The 16,730-nt window shown below is 73.0% G+C and carries 16 protein-coding genes and 1 pseudogene; 8 read left to right on the forward strand and 9 right to left on the reverse strand.

Annotated elements, in window-relative coordinates:
* The first annotated feature begins 225 nt into the window (after positions 1 to 225).
* Complete coding sequence (locus tag B1H29_RS27890) at positions 226 to 804, forward strand: TetR/AcrR family transcriptional regulator (RefSeq protein ID WP_055416312.1); 579 nt, start codon at positions 226 to 228, stop codon at positions 802 to 804.
* A 53-nt stretch (positions 805 to 857) separates the two neighbouring features.
* Here B1H29_RS27890 and B1H29_RS27895 read toward each other — a convergent pair whose 3' ends face one another.
* A complete protein-coding gene (locus B1H29_RS27895) occupies positions 858 to 2,066 on the reverse strand; it encodes a TerD family protein (protein WP_079160509.1) in 1,209 nt (402 codons plus the stop codon).
* An 84-nt stretch (positions 2,067 to 2,150) separates the two neighbouring features.
* Complete coding sequence (locus tag B1H29_RS27900; protein WP_055416310.1) at positions 2,151 to 2,372, reverse strand: hypothetical protein; 222 nt, start codon at positions 2,370 to 2,372, stop codon at positions 2,151 to 2,153.
* A 496-nt stretch (positions 2,373 to 2,868) separates the two neighbouring features.
* Here B1H29_RS27900 and B1H29_RS37650 point away from each other — a divergent pair, with 496 nt between their 5' ends.
* From B1H29_RS37650 to B1H29_RS27920, 5 genes are all read left to right on the forward strand, one after another.
* The gene (locus tag B1H29_RS37650) at positions 2,869 to 2,979 is read left to right on the forward strand and encodes a keywimysin-related RiPP (protein ID WP_107095211.1); all 111 of its coding nucleotides are present in this window, start codon (positions 2,869 to 2,871) and stop codon (positions 2,977 to 2,979) included.
* Between the two features lie 24 nt (positions 2,980 to 3,003).
* On the forward strand, positions 3,004 to 4,860 hold the full coding sequence (locus B1H29_RS27905) for a lasso peptide isopeptide bond-forming cyclase (RefSeq protein WP_055416309.1): 1,857 nt from the start codon (positions 3,004 to 3,006) through the stop codon (positions 4,858 to 4,860).
* A gap of 28 nt (positions 4,861 to 4,888) precedes the next feature.
* Entirely contained in the window at positions 4,889 to 5,143 is a 255-nt protein-coding gene (locus B1H29_RS27910; RefSeq protein WP_055416308.1) for a lasso peptide biosynthesis PqqD family chaperone, read from the forward strand.
* A complete protein-coding gene (locus B1H29_RS27915; protein ID WP_055416307.1) occupies positions 5,140 to 5,574 on the forward strand; it encodes a lasso peptide biosynthesis B2 protein in 435 nt (144 codons plus the stop codon). Before B1H29_RS27910 ends, B1H29_RS27915 begins: the two co-directional genes overlap by 4 nt.
* Positions 5,575 to 5,684: 110 nt before the next feature.
* The gene (locus tag B1H29_RS27920; RefSeq protein WP_055417674.1) at positions 5,685 to 7,430 is read left to right on the forward strand and encodes an ABC transporter ATP-binding protein; all 1,746 of its coding nucleotides are present in this window, start codon (positions 5,685 to 5,687) and stop codon (positions 7,428 to 7,430) included.
* 89 nt (positions 7,431 to 7,519) lie between these two features.
* Here the strand turns inward: B1H29_RS27920 and B1H29_RS27925 are convergent, their stop codons facing one another.
* The 6 genes from B1H29_RS27925 to B1H29_RS27950 all read right to left on the reverse strand — a co-directional run bounded on the left by B1H29_RS27925 (position 7,520) and on the right by B1H29_RS27950 (position 13,669).
* Positions 7,520 to 8,509: a zinc-dependent alcohol dehydrogenase family protein gene (locus tag B1H29_RS27925; protein ID WP_055416306.1), complete on the reverse strand. Its 990-nt coding sequence runs from the start codon at positions 8,507 to 8,509 to the stop codon at positions 7,520 to 7,522.
* Positions 8,506 to 9,399 carry a carbohydrate ABC transporter permease gene (locus B1H29_RS27930; protein WP_079160510.1) on the reverse strand — a complete coding sequence of 298 codons (894 nt, stop codon included), beginning with the start codon at positions 9,397 to 9,399 and terminating at the stop codon, positions 8,506 to 8,508. Before B1H29_RS27930 ends, B1H29_RS27925 begins: the two co-directional genes overlap by 4 nt.
* Positions 9,396 to 10,340 carry a carbohydrate ABC transporter permease gene (locus B1H29_RS27935; RefSeq protein WP_055416305.1) on the reverse strand — a complete coding sequence of 315 codons (945 nt, stop codon included), beginning with the start codon at positions 10,338 to 10,340 and terminating at the stop codon, positions 9,396 to 9,398. Before B1H29_RS27935 ends, B1H29_RS27930 begins: the two co-directional genes overlap by 4 nt.
* Positions 10,337 to 11,707 carry an ABC transporter substrate-binding protein gene (locus tag B1H29_RS27940; protein WP_055416304.1) on the reverse strand — a complete coding sequence of 457 codons (1,371 nt, stop codon included), beginning with the start codon at positions 11,705 to 11,707 and terminating at the stop codon, positions 10,337 to 10,339. The genes B1H29_RS27935 and B1H29_RS27940 overlap by 4 nt, the downstream gene beginning before the upstream one ends.
* Before the next feature lie 109 nt (positions 11,708 to 11,816).
* A complete protein-coding gene (locus B1H29_RS27945; protein ID WP_055417672.1) occupies positions 11,817 to 12,587 on the reverse strand; it encodes a DeoR/GlpR family DNA-binding transcription regulator in 771 nt (256 codons plus the stop codon).
* Between the two features lie 272 nt (positions 12,588 to 12,859).
* The gene (locus B1H29_RS27950; RefSeq protein ID WP_055416303.1) at positions 12,860 to 13,669 is read right to left on the reverse strand and encodes an NAD-dependent epimerase/dehydratase family protein; all 810 of its coding nucleotides are present in this window, start codon (positions 13,667 to 13,669) and stop codon (positions 12,860 to 12,862) included.
* A 252-nt stretch (positions 13,670 to 13,921) separates the two neighbouring features.
* On the opposite strand from B1H29_RS27950, the gene B1H29_RS27955 reads away from it, so the two are divergent.
* Positions 13,922 to 14,881, forward strand: coding sequence for a 5-dehydro-4-deoxyglucarate dehydratase (locus B1H29_RS27955; RefSeq protein ID WP_055416302.1), 960 nt, complete (start codon positions 13,922 to 13,924; stop codon positions 14,879 to 14,881).
* On the forward strand, positions 14,878 to 16,044 hold the full coding sequence (locus B1H29_RS27960) for a hypothetical protein (protein ID WP_055416301.1): 1,167 nt from the start codon (positions 14,878 to 14,880) through the stop codon (positions 16,042 to 16,044). Before B1H29_RS27955 ends, B1H29_RS27960 begins: the two co-directional genes overlap by 4 nt.
* Before the next feature lie 401 nt (positions 16,045 to 16,445).
* On the opposite strand, the pseudogene B1H29_RS39530 reads toward B1H29_RS27960, so the two are convergent.
* A pseudogene (locus B1H29_RS39530) lies at positions 16,446 to 16,649 on the reverse strand (MFS transporter); the annotation flags it as partial.
* Positions 16,650 to 16,730 lie beyond the last annotated feature (81 nt).

Below are 16,730 nucleotides of genomic sequence, written 5' to 3' on the forward strand. Positions count from 1 at the left end.
GGACCGGCGCGCGTCGCACCGAGCGGCCTCGCCGGCCGCCTACCGCGCGAACACCGGCGACACCGAGGTCATCGTCGACGGGCAGGAGATCCGGCCCGCACGGAAGGGGCTCCCCTCCCGTCCGGGCGGGCCGTTCGCGCGGGCAGGGCAGGGCAGGGCACGGCAGTGGCGCGCGGGCGCGCGGTAGGGTGCGGCGAGAATCCTCTGTGGGCAGGGAGTAGTGGGATGGCGCAGGTCAGGCCCATGCGCGCGGATGCCCGCCGAAACCACGAGCGGTTGCTGGAAGCCGCGGCGGTGGCGTTCGGGGAGCACGGGGAGGGTGCCTCCCTGGACGACATCGCCAAGCGGGCGGGAGTCGGGACCGGCACGCTGTACCGGCATTTCCCGACGCGGCAGGCGTTGCTGGAGGCCGCCTACCTGGACCGGATCGAGGCGATCGCGGCGCGGGCCGACCTGATCGCGGCTGAACGGGCGCCGGGCGACGCGTTGCTGGAGTGGCTGAACGAACTCGCGGCCGGGATGATCCAGGTGCGCGGGATGAAAGCCCTGCTGGGCACCGCCGTGACGGCCGGTGGCTCGGCGGTGGACACGGCCTGCGGCGACTGTGTGCGGGGCGCGGCCGGCCGGCTGGTGCGGGCGGCGCGGGACGCGGGGGCGCTGCGGCGGGACGTCGAGCCGATCGAGGTGCTGCGGCTGGTGCACGGGGTGGTGACGGCGTCCGAGTCGGCCGAGGGGGCGGCCGGGGGCGACGGGGAGTCCGTACGCCGGCTTCTGTCGCTGGTGTGGGGCGGGTTGCGGGCGTAGACGGCCGCGGTGGGGCGCCCGCAGTGCCGGGGGCGCCCCACCGAACCGGCCGCTTACAGCGCCTTTGCCGACGGCTTCACCATGCCCCGGACCGTGCGGGACTTGACGAAGTCGCCCATGGCGGTCATCTCCCACTCGCCGGAGTACTGGCGGATCAGCTTCGCCATCATCACGCCGGTCTGCGGCTCGGCGCTGGTGAGGTCGAAGCGGACCAGTTCCTCGCCGGTCGCGGCGTCCATGAGGCGGCAGTAGGCCTTGGCGACCTCGGTGAACTTCTGACCGGAGAAGGAGTTGACCGTGAAGACCAGGCCGCTGACCTCCTGCGGAAGCCGGCCGAGGTCGACGGTGATCACCTCGTCGTCACCGCCGCCCTCGCCGGTGAGGTTGTCGCCGGAGTGCTTGACGGCGCCGCCGACGATGGACAGCTTGCCGAAGTAGCAACTGTCGATGTGGTTGCGCTGCGGGCCGTAGGCGATGACCGAGGCGTCCAGGTCGATGTCCTTGCCGCGGTACGCCGGCTCCCAGCCGAGGCCCATCTTGACCTGGGAGAGCATCGGGCGGCCGCCCTTGACGAGGGAGACGGTCTGGTTCTTCTGGAGGCTGACCCGGCCCTTGTCGAGGTTGATCTTCCCGGCGCCCGGGGCGGGGGCCGGCGGGGCGGCCGGCGCCGTCGGGGGAGCGGAGGGCATCGTGGGCGCGGCGGCGGGCGGGGGCGGCGGGGTGACCGCCTGGGGCTGCGGCGGGGCAGGCTGGGCGGCCGGGGCGGCGGGCTCCTCCACCGTGACGCCGAAGTCCGTCGCGATGCCGGCCAGTCCGTTGGAGTAGCCCTGGCCGACCGCGCGGGCCTTCCAGACGCCGTTGCGCAGGTAGACCTCCACGATCACCAGCGCGGTCTCGCTGCCGAGCTGCGGGGGCGTGAAGGTGGCGAGGACGGAGTTGTCGTCCGCGTTGCGGACGGTGGCGGTCGGTTCGACGCCCTGGAAGGTCTGCCCGGCGGCGTCCGGGCTGGCGGTGACGACGATCTTCTCGATGCCCGGCGGCACGGCGGAGGTGTCGACCACGATCGCGTCCGGGGCGGTGCCGCCGCCGGAGCGGTAGGTCACGCCCTGGCCGGTGGGCTGGTTGTAGAAGATGAAGTCGTCGTCGGAGCGCACCTTGCCGTCGGCGGTGAGCAGCAGGCCCGATACGTCGAGCCGCACGGGCGCGGCGACGTCCACCGTCACGCGGGCGGCGGAGAGGGGGATGTTCGAGCCGGGGGTCATAGCTGTCATGCCGGGTGAACGAGCGAGGGCGTTTTACCGTTCCCTTACCCGGCCGCCAATCGGGTCAGGGCCCGGGCGGTGCGGTCAGCGGCGGTTGCGGGGGTGGTTTCGCGCGGTGCGTTCGTTGCCGTGTTTGTAGTTGCCCGTCCAGCGGGCCATCACCAGTTGGGGGTCGCCGGTGGCGACCTCTTCGAGGAAGCGGGCGGCGCGGGGGCCGTTCAGTGTGGTGGCGGAGTGCTGGTGGTGGGTGATGTGGACGGTGCCGTTCGCGGTGGCGGTGTAGGCGAAGCCATGGGGTCGGGGCATGCGGGGATCGTAGGAGGGGCGGGGGCGGCGGGCCCAGGGGTTTTCGCCCGCGCCGCCTCCTTCCCGTCCCCGTCTCCGGGGGCCGACCGGGCGGGTGGCGGCCGGGAGGCCCGGCGGGCCCGGGCGAGGAACCACGCGCCGGGAGCGGTGCACCGCACCCGTCTCCGGTGCCGGCGGTTGCGTCCCTGGCGCGGTGTGCGCCGGGCGGCGCCCCCACACCCCGCGTGCACGGTCCGGTCGGCGCCCTGACCGGTGCGCCGACCGAAGTGCGCAGGTCGGAAGGTGTCCGCCGGCTTTTCGCCTCCCCACGCCACCCCCCTTCGATTCCGACGAAGGCGGCCGGCAGCGCGCATGCCGCCCCGTTCAGGCCCTTTGAGGTCTGTTGATATGACTTGTGCCGGACGTCTTGTCCGCGTCACGCGCCGCCCCGCTAGCTGGTGACACCGCCGCCGGCCGAAAGGAAGACCGACGGCACCACTCACATCGAGGTGATGGCATGAAGAAGGCGTACGAGGCCCCGACGCTCGTCCGGCTGGGGTCGTTCCGGCAGAAGACCGGGCTGCTGCAGCGCAACGGCAACGACCGTCTGATCCTCAGCAAGAACTGACGGCGGCCGGCACGTAGCGATTTCATGTCCGAAGTGCACGAGAGTGCGGAACCGGGCCGCGGCGACGCCCACTTCGCGGTCCTTCCCGACTGCGAGGAGGCGGCCGCCGCGGCCCGCTTCTTCCGCCGACCCGGTACCCGCGTCCTGGCCCACGCCTCGGGCCGGCCCTGGCTGATCGGCCGTTGGTCCGGCACGGAGATCACCACGGCCCGGGCCGGCCGAACGGCCCTCGCCACCGTCGGGTGGTGCCCGGCCGACCGACAGCGGCTCGAACGCCAGGCCGCCCGAATGCGCGACCTCACCGAACTCGACGCCCTGGCCCGGTCCCTGCCGGGCAGTTTCCACCTGGTGGCCACCCACGACGGGCAGCTCAGGATGCAGGGCACCGCCTCCGGGCTGCGGCTGGTCTTCCACGCGCGGATCGGCGGTGTCCACGTGGCCGCGACCAGCGCGGACCTGCTCGCCACGGCCCTGGGCAGCCGGCCGGACACCGGTCGACTGGCAGTCCGGCTCCTGTGGCCGGTGCCGCATCCGCTGTACGAGACCTCGGTCTGGGAGGGAGTCGACGCGGTCTCCCCGGAGGAGGCCCTGATCGTCTCCGCGGACGGACACCGGGTCCGCAGGTCACGCTGGTGGCGGCCCCCGGAGCCGACCCGCACCCTGGCGCAGGGCGCGCCGGCCGTCCGCGAGGCGCTGGCCGAGGCCGTGGACGTCCGGACCCGGCCGGGCGGCGTGGTGAGCTGCGACCTGTCCGGCGGACTGGACTCCACCTCCGTCTGCTTCCTGGCCGCCCGCTCCGACGCCTCCGTGGTGGCCGCGACCTGGCCCGGACGGGACCCCGCGGACACCGACCTGGCCTGGGCCCGGCAGGCGGCGGAGCACCTGCCGAAGGTCGACCACGTGGTCTGGGACGCGGAGGGGTCCGCCCTGGTCTACTCGGACCTGCTCGGCATCGACGACCTGCTCGACGAGCCGACCATCGGGGTGATGGACCGCTCACGCGTCCTGCAGCACCTGCCGTGGCTGGCCGCACGCGGCAGCCGGGTGCACCTCACCGGCATCGGCGGCGACCACGTCGCCTGGTGCTCGGAGGCGTACTACCACGGACTGCTGCGTACCCGCCCGCTGTTCGCGATGCGCCAGTTGCGGGGCTTTCGCGCCCTGTGGAACTGGCCGCTCGGCGCGACGGCGCGTGCCCTCGCCGACTCCCGCGCCTACCCGGACTGGCTGGCGCACTCCGCCGGCCGGCTGCGCGCCCCCATGCCGGAGACCTCGGTGACCGCGGGTCTCGGCTGGGGGATGTCCCCCCGCCTGTTCCCCTGGATGACCTCCGAGGCGGAGCGGCTGGCCCGCCGAGCCCTGCTGGACGCGGCCGCGCGGGCCGAGCCGCTGCACGCGGACCGGGGCCTGCACACCGACCTGGAGCTGATCCGCACCTGCACGCGCATCATCCGCCAGTGGGAGCGGATGGCGGCCCGGGCGGGACTCCCGATGGCGTCGCCGTACCTGGACGACCGCGTGATCGAGGCCTGCCTCGCGGTGCGGCCGGACGAGCGCGTCACGCCGTGGCGGTACAAACCGCTGCTCACCGAGGCGATGCGCGGTGTCGTCCCGGAGGAGTGCCTGCGGCGTGCCAACAAGGCCGAGGCGTCGATGGACGCGTCGGACGGACTGCGTCGCCACCGGGGCGACCTGATGACTCTGTGGACCGGTTCCCACCTGGAAGGCCTCGGCCTGGTGGACGGCGGGGAACTGCGCCGGCTCGCGCAGCGGCCCTCCGCGCCGGGCCTGCGGGACGCGATCCTCTACTCGACCATCGCCTGCGAGGTGTGGCTGCGCTCCCGGGACCGCGCGGCGCATCCCGGAGCCGCCGTCGGATGACGGACGACAGCAGAAAGGCGCCGACGCCATGACACTCCGATTCGACACCGACGTCGCCACCGCGGAGACCGAGTACGGAACCGTGCTCCTCGACCAGCGCAGCGGTGAGTACTGGGAACTCAACCCCACGGGCGCGCTGGTGGTGAGAACCCTCCTGGACGGCGGCGACGAGGCCGCCGCCGTCACGGCGCTCGTCGCGCGGTTCGAGATCGACCGCGACCGCGCGGAGCAGGACGTGACGGCACTGGTGGGCGACCTCCGGGCCGCGGGGCTGGTCTCATGACCACGCCCAGCGCCCTGGACCGGCCCACCGGAGTCCCCCTCGCCCGGCGGCTTGCCGCCCGCCTCGTCCTCGTCCCCGCGCTGGCCCTGTCGTTCCTGCCGCCGCGGCACATCCGCGCCGTACTGGAACGGGTGCGCCGTGGCGCGCGGCCCGCCACCCCGGCACAGGCGGCGGCGGCCCGGGAGGCGCTGTGCGCGGTGAGCCTGCGCTGCGCCGGGCCGCGGGGCTGTCTGCCGCGGTCGCTGGGGGCAGCCCTGCTGTGCCGGCTGCACGGCGTCTGGCCCACCTGGTGCACCGGGGTGCGCAAAGTGCCGCCGTTCTCCGCCCACGCCTGGATCGAGGCCGGCGGCCGACCCGTCGGGGAGGGCGTCCCGGACGACTACTTCGCGCGGTTGGTGACGGTGGCCGCGGTGCGGCGGGCGGGGCCGTGAGCGACACGGTCGTCGCGGACGACGCCCCGGCCGGCACCGGCCCGGCAGGCCGCGGGGCGCAGCCTTCCGCGCCGTCCGCGAGTCGGACGACGAGGGGCTCGGTCGCCTCCTTGTTCCGTCTGACGTCCGGTCACCGGCCCGGCATCGCCGTGGCGACCGGGCTGACCCTGGCCGCGTCGGCGCTGGGACTCGCCCAGCCGCTCGTCGCCAAGCACGTCGTGGACTCCAGCGTCCGCGGCGAGGTGCTGTGGCCGTTCCTGCTGCTCCTGTCCGGGCTCTTCGTCGCCGAGGCCGCCGCGGGAGCGACCGGCCGGTTCCTGCTGGACCGCATGGGCGAGGACGTGATCCGCATGGTGCGTCACGGACTCGTCTCGCGGCTGCTGCGGCTGGAGATGCGGGAGGCGGACCGGCGCCGCCGCGGCGACCTGGTCTCCCGGGTCACCGCCGACACCACCCTGCTGCGGGACGTCGTGTCACAGGCACTGGTCGACCTCCTCACCGGCTGTCTGGTGTCGGCCGGGGCGCTGCTGCTGATGCTGTGGCTGGACCCCCTGCTGCTGCTCCTCGTCGTGGTGACGGTCGCCCTCGCCGCGGTCGTCGTCAGCACGCTCCTGAAAGGCATGCGGGCGGCGTCGGAGCAGATGCAGTCCTCCGTGGGCACCATCGCCGCGGAACTGGAGCGCGCCCTCGGCGCCCTGCCGGTGGTGCGGGTGTACCGGGCCGAGGAGCGCGAGGCGCGCCGCATCGGCGAGCGGGTGGACTCGGCCCACCGGTCGGGCGTCCGGGCGGCGAAACTGGCCGCGGTCATGAGCAGCGCCGTCGAACTCGCGGTCCAGGGCTCCTTCCTGCTCGTCCTGGTCGTGGGCGGCATGCGGGTCGGGAGCGGGGGAGCGGACTCCCTCGGAGACCTGGTCGCCTTCCTGCTGTACGCGTCGTACCTGGTCATGCCCTTGTCGTCGGTGTTCCGCGCCATCGGCCTGATCCAGCGCGGCGCGGGTGCCTACCTGCGGATCGACGAAGCCCTCGCCCTTCCCCAGGAACCCGCGCAGGAGCCCGGCCCGGCGCTCCCCGGCACACCGCCGGCCACCCCGCGGTCCCCGGCCCACGCGCTGGAACTGACCGACATCCGCTTCGCCTACGTCCCGGACCGGCCGGTCCTGCGCGGGGCGACCTTCACCGTGCCGCACCACGGACTCGTGGCCCTCGTCGGCCGCTCGGGAGCCGGCAAGAGCACTCTCTTCTCACTGATCGCGCGCCTCTACGACCCCGACGCCGGGAGCATCCGGTTCGACGGCCGCCCGGCGACGGCCCTGACCCGCCGGCAGTGCCGCGCGGGCATCGCCCTCGTGGACCAGAACACCCACGTACTGGAGGGCACGCTCCGGGAGAACATCACCTACGCGGTCCCCGACGCCACCGACGACGACATCCTCCGCGTCGTACGGCTGACCCGCCTCGAGCACGTGGTGCGGCGGCTGCCCGGGGGGCTGGACGGCAGGCTGGGCGATCAAGGCGGCACGCTCTCCGCGGGAGAACGCCAGCGCGTCGCCCTGGCCCGTGCCCTGCTCGCCCGTCCGCGGCTGCTCCTGCTCGACGAACACACCTCGCACCTGGACGCCGTCAACGAGACGGCACTCACCCGGACGCTGAGCGACGTCACCCGGGACTGCGCGGTCCTCGTCATCGCGCACCGCCTCTCCACGGTGCGGCACGCCGACCGGATCGTCGTCCTCGAAGACGGCCGCACGGTGGCCTCCGGCCGGCACGACCGGCTTCTCGCCACCAGCGCGGCCTACCGCGAACTGGCCGCCACACACGTCCTGCACGGCCGCGTCCCCGAGAACGGCGAGCGGTGATCCACCGAGCCGGCCGGCGGCCGCCGCGTCCCCGGGCCGCGACGGCGCGTGCCGCGGCCAGGGGACGCGGCGGCCCTACCGGGCACTCCTCACGGGAGTACGACGATCTTCCTGCCGACGCCGGAGGCGAACTGCTCCAGTGCCTGCGGATACCGGTCGAGGGGCAGCCGGTCGCTGATGAAGACGTCCGGGTCGAGGACGCCGTTCGCGAAGAGCTCGGCCGCGCGCTCGTAGCTGTGCAGGACGGCCATGGAGCCCGTGATGGTGATCTCCTGGTTGTAGATGCGGTACGGGTCGATCTGCACGCGCGTCGCGTAGTCGGCCACGCCGAACTGGAGGAACGTGCCCGCCTTGGCGACCCGCCCCAGGCCGTCCTGGATGGCCGCCGCGTTGCCCGTCGCGTCGATGACGAGGTCCCAGCCCTGGGGGCGGTCCAGTTCGTCCGGGTTCGCGGCCGACGCGGAGACGCCGAGGGCGCGGGCCGTCTCCAGGCGGGCCGGGTTGACGTCGACCATGTCGACGCCGGCCGCGCCGGTCCGCTTGGCCAGCTCCAGCATCATCAGGCCCATCGTGCCGGAGCCGTAGATCAGGACGTGCGCGCCGAGGCGGGACTGGAGGACGTCGTAGCCGCGGACCGCGCAGGACAGGGGCTCGATCAGGGCGGCGTCCTGGGTGCGGACGTGCTCGGGGAGCTTCACGCAGTTCGCCACCGGCGCCACCGCGTACTTCGCGGCGCCGCCCGCCGTCGTCACACCGATGGCCGCCCAGCGTTCGCAGAGGTTGTTGTGGCCGGTGCGGCATTGGCGGCACTCGTAGCAGTAGAGGGAGGGGTCCACCGCGACCTGGTCGCCGAGCGACACCTCCGTGACCTGGGCGCCGACGCCGACCACCTCGCCGGCGAACTCGTGGCCCGGCACGATCGGGAGCTTGGGCGCGAACTCGCCCTGGAGGATGTGCAGGTCCGTGCCGCACAGGCCGCAGGCGGCGACCTCCACGACGACCTCGCGCGGCCCTGGCGTCGGGTCCGGGACCTCGGTGACGACGGCGCGGCCCACGGACTCGATGACGGCGGCCTTCATTTCACGGCTCCCAACGACAGGCCCTGGACCAGTTTGTCCTGGGCGGCGAACCCCGCGGCGAGCACCGGCAGGGAGATGACGAGCGACGCGGCGCACACCTTGGCCAGGAAGAGGCCCTGGCTGGTGATGAAGCCGGTCAGGAAGACGGGGGCGGTCTCGGCGACCACGCCCGTCAGCACCCGGGCGAAGAGCAGTTCGTTCCAACTGAAGATGAAGCAGATGAGCGAGGTCGCGGCGATGCCGGGGAGGGCGATCGGGGCGACCACCCGCGCCAGGATCGTCGGCAGCCTCGCGCCGTCCACCCGGGCCGCCTCGATGATCGCGACCGGGACCTCGGCCAGGAAGGACTGCATCATCCAGACCGCGATCGGCAGGTTCATCGAGGTGTAGAGGAGGACCAGCAGCCAGATGTTGTCCAGCATGTCCGTGTTCTTGGCGAACAGGTAGATCGGCAGCAGGCCCGCCACCACCGGCAGCATCTTGGTGGAGAGGAAGAAGAACAGGACGTCCGTCCACTTCTTCACCGGGCGGATGGACAGGGCGTACGCGGCGGGCAGGGCCAGGACCAGGACGAAGAGGGTCGAGGCGATGGACGCCACCGCCGAGTTGATCAGCGCCGGCCAGGGGCTCGCGCCACCGCCCGCGCCGAAGAACTCGCGGTAGCCGTCCAGGGTGAGGGAGGCCGCGAAGGACGGCGGGTTGGTGGCCGCGTCCTCCTCCGAGTGGAAGGAGGTCAGCGCCATCCACGCGATCGGCAGGAAGAAGACGATGCCGGCCAGCCAGGCCACCAGGCCCAGTCCGGCCCCCGCCTTGCGGCGGGCTCGTGCGGGCTTGGCGCCGGTGGTGCCGGTGGTGGCGGTGGTGGCGGGTCGTACGGCGGTGGCACTCATGCGCGGCCAACCTCCTCGCGGAACAGGGACGACACCACGCGCAGCGCGAAGGTGGCGATGATGATCGAGCCGATGACCACCAGGACGCCCGCGGCCGAGGCGAGGCCGTTCTCGTGGGCCTGGTAGAAGCTCTGGTAGACGGTGTAGGGCAGGTTGGCCGTGCCCAGGCCGCCGGACGTGATCGTGAAGACCGCGTCGAAGTTCTGGACGATGTAGATCGAGCCGAGCAGGGCGCCGAGTTCCAGGTAGCGGCGCAGGTGGGGGAGGGTGAGGTGGACGAAGATCTGCCAGTCGCTCGCGCCGTCCACCCGGGCGGCCTCGATCTGCTGCTGGTCCCGGCTCTGCAGCCCGGCCAGCAGGATGAGCATCATGAAGGGCGTCCACTGCCACACCAGTGAGGCCTCGACCGCGAGCAGCGGGGTGTTGGATATCCAGTCCGGCTGCGGGCCGCCGACGTAGTGCAACAGGCCGTTGAGCAGGCCGTACTCGGGGTTGTAGAGGACGTGCTTCCACAGGAGCGCCGCCGCCACCGGGACCACCAGGAACGGGGCGATCAGCAGGGTGCGCACCACGCCCCGGCCCTTGAACCTGCGGTCCAGCAGCAGGGCGAGTGCCAGGCCGAGGACCAGGCTGGCCAGGACCACCCCCACCGTCAGCAGGATCGTCGTCCACACCGACTTGCGCAGGGCCGGGTCGGACAGGACGTCGCCGTAGTTGCCGAATCCGGTGAAGTGCCGGGCGTCCGGGTAGAGGGCGTTCCAGTCGAAGAAGGAGATCACCAGGGTCGCCACGAAGGGGAGCTGGGTGACCACGATCATGAAGATCAGGGCGGGGAGGAGGGGGGCCCGGGTGGCCCAGCCCTTCAGCCGGGAGGACGGCGGGCGGACGGTGGGGCGGGTGTGATCGGGTGCGGCCGAGGGGGCCGTTGTGGTGGCGGTCATCGTCCCTCGTACTCCTCGGAGATCTTCTCGGCGAGCTGCTGGGACTTCTTCAGGGCCTCCTCGACGGACTGACGTCCGGCGATGGCCGCGCTGATCTCCTGGGAGACCTTGGTGCCGAGGTCGGTGAACTCGGGGATGCCGACGAACTGGATGCCGGGCGCGGGGCGCGGCTGCACGCCCGGATCACCGGGCCTGGCGCCCTCGATGGCCTCCCGGGTCATCTCCTGGAAGGCGGCGGCCTCTTCGCGGTAGGCCGGGTTCTCGTACGTCGACGCGCGCTTGCCGGCCGGCACGTTGGACCAGCCGATCTCGTCGCCGACGAGCTGCTCGTACTCCTTGCTGGACGCCCAGGAGACGAACTCCCACGCCTTGTCGGCGTTGCGGGAGGCCTTCTGGATGCCCCAGGCCCAGGTGTAGAGCCAGCCGGAGGACTCGGTCTTCTCCACGGGGGCGGGCGCGTAGCCCATCTTGCCCTTGACGGGGGAGTTGGCCGACTCCAGGGATCCGGCGGCGGAGGTGGCGTCGTACCACATGGCGACGTTGCCCTGCGTCATGTTGTTCAGGCACTCGGCGAAACCTGACTGGGCGGCGCCGGACTGGCCGTGCTCGCGGACGAGGTCGACGTAGAACTTCGTCGCCTTCTGCCACTCGGGGGAGTCCAGTCGCGCCTGCCAGTCCGTGTCGAACCAGGTGCCGCCGAAGGTGTTCACGACCGTCGTCAGGGGCGCCATCAGCTCGCCCCAGCCGGGCAGGCCGCGCAGGCAGATGCCCTTCATGTCCGGCTGGGCCCCGTCGAGCTTCTCGGCGAGGTCGGCCACCTGGGTCCAGGTGGGGTGCTCGGGCATCGTCAGGCCCTCTTGGGCGAACACGTCCTTGCGGTACATCAGGAAGGAGGACTCGCCGTAGAAGGGCTGGCCGTAGAGCTTGCCGTCGTCCCCGGTGAGGGACTCGCGCATCGGCCCCAGGATGTCCTTCTCGTCGTACGCCGGGTCCTCGGCGACGTAGGAGTCCATCGGCTGCAGCCACTCGTTGCGGGCGTAGATCGGTATCTCGTAGTTGGAGAGGGTGGCGACGTCGTACTGGCCCGCCTGGTTGGCGAAGTCCTGGCTGATCTTGTCGCGGACGTCGTTCTCCGGCAGGACGGTGAAGTTCACCTTGATGCCGGTCTCTTCGGTGAAGTGGTCCGCGGTGAGCTTTTGCAGCTCGACCATCTGCGGGTTGTTGACCATCAGGACGTTGATGGCGTTGCCGCCGGACCCGGCGCCGCCCGCCCCGACCCAGCAGCCGGAGAGCAGCGGGGCGAGCAGCGTCCCTGCGGCGGCCATGGCGAGCGTGGCTCGCGGCCTCCATCGGCTCTGGGTTCGCATGGATCGCTCCTGAACATGTGGGGAAGTAATGGGGAGTGAAGGGGAGTTATCGGGAGTTATGGGGCAGGGGTGGGCGCGTGGGTGCCCTCCAGTGACGTGGTTCGGCCCGTCAGACGCGGATGACCTGCGGGCCGAGCAGGGAGTAGCGGTGGGCCTCGGCCGTGGGCAGCAGCGTGCTGGTCACGATCGCCTCCAGGGCGCCGACCTCGGCGAACCGGCAGAAGCTGACCGCCCCGAACTTGGTGTGCGTGCCCGCGAACACGGTGCGGCGGGCGGCGCGGATCGCCTGGGTCTTGACCTCGCTGACCGCCGGGTCGGGTGTGGTGAGGCCGTGTTCCCGGGAGATGCCGTTGGCACCGATGTACGCCAGGTCGATGACGAAACCGGCCAGCATCTTGGTCGTCCAGTGGTCGACGGTGGCGAGCGTGCCCGAGCGGACCCGGCCGCCGAGCAGCAGGACGGAGGTGTCGCCGGCCTCGGCGAGCGCGCCGGCGACCGGCAGGGAGGCGGTGACCACGGTCAGCGGCCGGTCCCTGGGCAGTGCCTCGGCGATGAGCTGGGGGGTGAAGCCCTCGTCGACGAAGACCGTCTCCGCGTCACCGAGCAGTTCGGCCGCCGCGGCGGCGATCCGGCGCTTCTCGGGCACCTGGCTGGTGGCGCGGAAGGCGAGCGTGGTCTCGAACCCGGCGCTCTCCACGGGGTAGGCGCCTCCGTGGGTGCGGCGGACCAGGCCGTGGTCCTCCAGGGCGCGCAGGTCGCGTCGTACGGTCTCCTTGGCGACGCCCAGGTCGGCCGCGAGCGCGGTGACGTCGACCGAGCCGGTGGCGCGGGCGACCCGCACGATCTCGCGCTGGCGTTCCTCCGCCGTCCTCGTGCCCATGCCGAACACCTGCCTCACCGCCTCGTCGCCGCGTTCTTGCCCGTTCGGGCCCGTGGGGCCCATGGGGGAAGTTCTACAGCGGCCGTGCGGCACTGACCAGGCCTGTTGCGGACCCGATACTGCCCGATTGTGCCCGTTGTGGCCGGCGGGCGCCCGTCGCGGACCTGGCAGTCAGCGGTGCGGCGCGTGAGAACGGGCAGTGCGGATGCCCGTATACCGAAGCGGGCGGGCCCGTTCGGTGCCCGCCCCGCCTCGTGATCGACCGGATCCGGTCAGTACGGCCAGATCGGGGGGTCGGTCACGAAGTGGCCGCCGAGGCGGGCGTGCGCCGGGTTGTCCGGGTCGAGGTCGCCCTGCTCGGCGATGAGCTTCTCGGCGTACGGCTCCGAGTCGTCCCGGGGTTCGTAACCGAGCGCCCGCGCGGAGGTGAGGTCCCACCACAGCCGGGTGTTGGCGGAGGAACCGTGGACGACGGTGTGCCCGACGTTCTCGGCGGTCAGGGCGGCGTGGAAGAGACGGGCGCCGTCGGCCGGGCTCATCCACACCGAGAGCATGCGCACGCTGGTCGGCTCGGGGAAGCAGGAGCCGATGCGGACCGAGACGGTCTCCATGCCGTGCTTGTCCCAGTAGAACTGGGCGAGGTCCTCGCCGAAGGACTTGGACAGGCCGTAGAAGGTGTCCGGGCGGCGCGGGGTGTCGACCGGGATGAGGGGGTCGTCGCCCCCAGGGCGCGGGGTGTAGCCGACGGCGTGGTTGGAGGAGGCGAAGACGATACGTCCGACGCCTTCCTCGCGGGCGGCCTCGTAGAGGTTGTACGTCCCCTCGATGTTGGCCTTCAGGATCTTCTCGAAGGGGGCTTCCAGGGAGATGCCCGCCAGGTGGATGATCGCGTCGACGCCCCGGACCGCCTCGCGCACGGCGGCCCGGTCGGCGAGGTCGGCGACGACGGCGTCCGGCTCGCCCTCGATCGGGCGCAGGTCGAGCAGGCGCAGCGTGTACCCGTGGTCGGGCAGCAGGTCCCGCATCAGGGTGCCGAGGCCGCCGGCGGCGCCGGTGAGCAGGACGGTGCGGGGAGCGGGCATCCTCGGGACTCCTAGGTCTCCTGTGGGTCCGGCTGAACGTCTGGAGGTCCGCCGAATCGGCGGCCGTGTGTCAGCCGTATGTGTGAGCGGCTGGCGTTCATATGCGTGGACACGCTAAAGAACCGGTGGTCACCCGTCAAGAGGCGGCCTGCTTGACGGTGTTCGCGGGGCGGCTTAGCGTGGTCGCGTTCAGAAATATGGACACAGATCATGAATATGACACAGACCATGGATATGGAATGGGGAGCGCCCGTGACCTCAGCCCCTCTCGCCGCCCGGCTCACCAGACCCGGCGGACCGCTGTTCTTCCCCGTCACGGCCTACGGCCCCGGCGGTGAGACCGACCTCGACGCCTACCGCGCGCACGTGCGCCGAGGGGTCGAGGCCGGGGCCGCCGCCGTGTTCGCCTGCTGCGGCACGGGCGAGTTCCACGCGCTCACCCCCGAGGAGTTCCAGGCCTGCGTCCGGGCGGCCGTCGAGGAGACCGCGGGGCGGGTGCCCGTCCTGGCGGGCGCGGGCTACGGCACCGCCCTCGCCGTGCGCTACGCCCGCCTCGCCGAGGAGGCCGGGGCCGACGGACTGCTCGCCATGCCGCCGTACCTGGTGCTGGCCGGCCAGGAGGGGCTGCTGCGGCACTACCGGGAGGTGGCCGCGGCGACCTCCCTGCCCGTGGTCGTCTACCAGCGCGACAACGCCGTGTTCACACCGGAGAGCGTGGTCGAACTGGCCCGCACCGACCGGATCGTCGGCCTCAAGGACGGGCTCGGCGACCTCGACCTCATGCAGCGGATCATCAGCGCCGTGCGCACCGAGGCCCCCGGCGGCGACTTCCTCTACTTCAACGGGCTGCCGACCGCCGAGCAGACCCAGCTCTCCTACCGCGCGCTCGGCGTCACCCTCTACTCGTCCGCCGCGTTCTGCTTCGCCCCCGAGATCGCCCTCGCCTTCCACCGGGCGCTGCGCTCGGGCGACGAGGCCACCGTGCACCGCCTGCTGGACGGCTTCTACCGGCCGTTCGTCGAACTCCGCGCGCGGGGCCGCGGGTACGCCGTCGCCCTGGTCAAGGCGGGCGTACGGCTGCGCGGCCTGGACGTGGGGGAGGTGCGGCCGCCGTTGCAGGAGCCGACCGAGGAGCATGTCAAGCAGCTCGCCCAGGTGATCGAGCGGGGTTACGCGCTGCTCGACGGCGTGGCCGAGGAGGGCGCCGAGTGAAGACGTCGGCATTCGTCTACCCCTGGGACGTCAACGGCGACCCGGACGCGCCCGCGTCCGTCGCGGGGCTCGGCGTCGAGCAGGTGACGCTCGCCGCCGCCTACCACTCCACCCGGGCCCTCACCCCCCGCCACCCGCGCCACCGCGTCGTCACCGCCGAGTACGCCGCCGTCCTCTACCCGCCGGACGCCCGCTGGCGGGGACGGGAGCCGCGCCCGTACGAGGCCGGTGACTGGGCGCCCGGCGACGCGTGGGGCGAGGCCGCCGCCGCCCTCGCGGACGCCGGGCTGGAAGTGCACACCTGGGTCGTCCTCGCCCACAACTCCCGCCTCGGCGCCGAGCATCCGCACACCTCGGTCGTCAACGCCTACGGCGACCGCTACCCCTGGGCGCCCTGTATCGCGCAGCCCGCCACGCGCGCGTACCTCACCGACCTGGCCGCCGAGGCGGCGGTGCGGCCCGGGGCGCGCGGCACCGAGCTGGAGTCCCTCGGCTGGTACGGGCTCGCCCACCTGCACGCCCACGACAAGACCGGCGGGGTCGGCCTCGGGGACGCCGGGCAGTACCTGATGTCGCTGTGCTTCTGCCCCGACTGCCGGGCCGGCTACGGCGGACAGGGCCTCGACGCCGGCGAACTGGCCGCCGCCGTACGCGCCGCGCTCGAGCCGGTCTGGCGGGGCACGGCGCCGTCGGACGGGGGCTGGGCGGGCGTGTCGAAGCTGCTCGGCGAGACGCCGGCGAACGCCACGCGCGCGTGGCGCGACCAGACCGCCCGCACCCTCCAGGAGGCGGCGGTCGCGGCCGTACGCGCCGCCGCGCCCGACGGCTTCCAGGTCCTGCTGCACGCCGACCCCGTCTCGTACCACTGCGGCGCCAACGCCGGCGTCGACCCGGCGCACATCCTGTCCGTCGCGGACGGTGTGGTCGTGCCCTGCACGGGCGGCGCGGGCCTGCTCACGCCCTTCGCCGAGCAGCGCCGCCCCGGGGCGGTCCTGGCCGCCAACCTCACCGTGGTCGCGGGCATGGGCGGCCGTCCGGACACCCTCGCCGGGGACGCGGCCCGCGCCCGCGCACTGGGCGCGACGGAACTGCGCCTGTATCACGCCGGGTTGGCGTCGGACGGTGACCTCGAGGCGGTGCGGTCGGGGCTTGCGGGGCGGTGAGAGCGGGGTGGTGTGGAAGCGGTGCGGTGCGTCGGGTGCCGCGCGGTGGGTAAGGCGGGCCTCGGGAGTCTCATGCCGGGCCCGTGGCGGGTCGGTGGGCTGACGGGGCGCGCGCCTCGTGCCGGGTGGGTGGGGCCGGCGCGGTGCGGGGGGTTCATGCCGGGCGGGTGGTCGACGGGGCGCGGGCGTCCGCACGATGTCGCAGGCCTGCACGGCGCCGGTGCCGACGGGGCGCGGGAACCTCATGCCGGGTGGGTGGCTGACGGGGGAGCGGGCGCCTCATGCCGGGTCGGTGGGCCGACGGGCCCCGGGATCCTCATGCCGGGTCGGTGGCCGACGGTGCCCGCCGGGCGAGGCCGTCGGTGGTGGCCGGTCGTCGGGCGAGCGGTATCACCGGCGCCAGCGAGCCCGCACAGGGCCGCGAGTCCGTCCGAGCCGGTGAGGTCCTTGACCCGGACGCCGGACGCCGGCCACAGCGCCGAGGCGCCGAAGCCGGACACCACCACGCCCGCGAGATACAGGCCCGCGTTGCGGTCGCGCAGGACACGGGTCGCGGGCCAGGCCCCGCCCGTCGTCTTCCTCGTCCGCGTGTTCCTTGGCGTCATGCCTGGTCATCGTGGGTCTAAGGCACGAGGGCCGGCATCGGGCGGATGCCGTGGAAGCGGGCCCGGCGGCCGATGAGTTCC

It is taken from the genome of Streptomyces pactum (genome assembly GCF_002005225.1).
GTDB classification, from domain to species: domain Bacteria; phylum Actinomycetota; class Actinomycetes; order Streptomycetales; family Streptomycetaceae; genus Streptomyces; species Streptomyces pactum_A.

Bases quoted from the DNA above. Each gene is read 5' to 3' on its own strand.
- B1H29_RS27890 (WP_055416312.1), top strand. From the start codon at position 226: ATGGCGCAGGTCAGGCCCATGCGCGCGGATGCCCGCCGAAACCACGAG.
- B1H29_RS27895 (WP_079160509.1), bottom strand. From the start codon at position 2,066: ATGACCCCCGGCTCGAACATCCCCCTCTCCGCCGCCCGCGTGACGGTG.
- B1H29_RS27900 (WP_055416310.1), bottom strand. From the start codon at position 2,372: ATGCCCCGACCCCATGGCTTCGCCTACACCGCCACCGCGAACGGCACC.
- B1H29_RS37650 (WP_107095211.1), top strand. From the start codon at position 2,869: ATGAAGAAGGCGTACGAGGCCCCGACGCTCGTCCGGCTGGGGTCGTTC.
- B1H29_RS27905 (WP_055416309.1), top strand. From the start codon at position 3,004: ATGTCCGAAGTGCACGAGAGTGCGGAACCGGGCCGCGGCGACGCCCAC.
- B1H29_RS27910 (WP_055416308.1), top strand. From the start codon at position 4,889: ATGACACTCCGATTCGACACCGACGTCGCCACCGCGGAGACCGAGTAC.
- B1H29_RS27915 (WP_055416307.1), top strand. From the start codon at position 5,140: ATGACCACGCCCAGCGCCCTGGACCGGCCCACCGGAGTCCCCCTCGCC.
- B1H29_RS27925 (WP_055416306.1), bottom strand. From the start codon at position 8,509: ATGAAGGCCGCCGTCATCGAGTCCGTGGGCCGCGCCGTCGTCACCGAG.
- B1H29_RS27930 (WP_079160510.1), bottom strand. From the start codon at position 9,399: ATGAGTGCCACCGCCGTACGACCCGCCACCACCGCCACCACCGGCACC.
- B1H29_RS27935 (WP_055416305.1), bottom strand. From the start codon at position 10,340: ATGACCGCCACCACAACGGCCCCCTCGGCCGCACCCGATCACACCCGC.
- B1H29_RS27940 (WP_055416304.1), bottom strand. From the start codon at position 11,707: ATGCGAACCCAGAGCCGATGGAGGCCGCGAGCCACGCTCGCCATGGCC.
- B1H29_RS27945 (WP_055417672.1), bottom strand. From the start codon at position 12,587: ATGGGCACGAGGACGGCGGAGGAACGCCAGCGCGAGATCGTGCGGGTC.
- B1H29_RS27950 (WP_055416303.1), bottom strand. From the start codon at position 13,669: ATGCCCGCTCCCCGCACCGTCCTGCTCACCGGCGCCGCCGGCGGCCTC.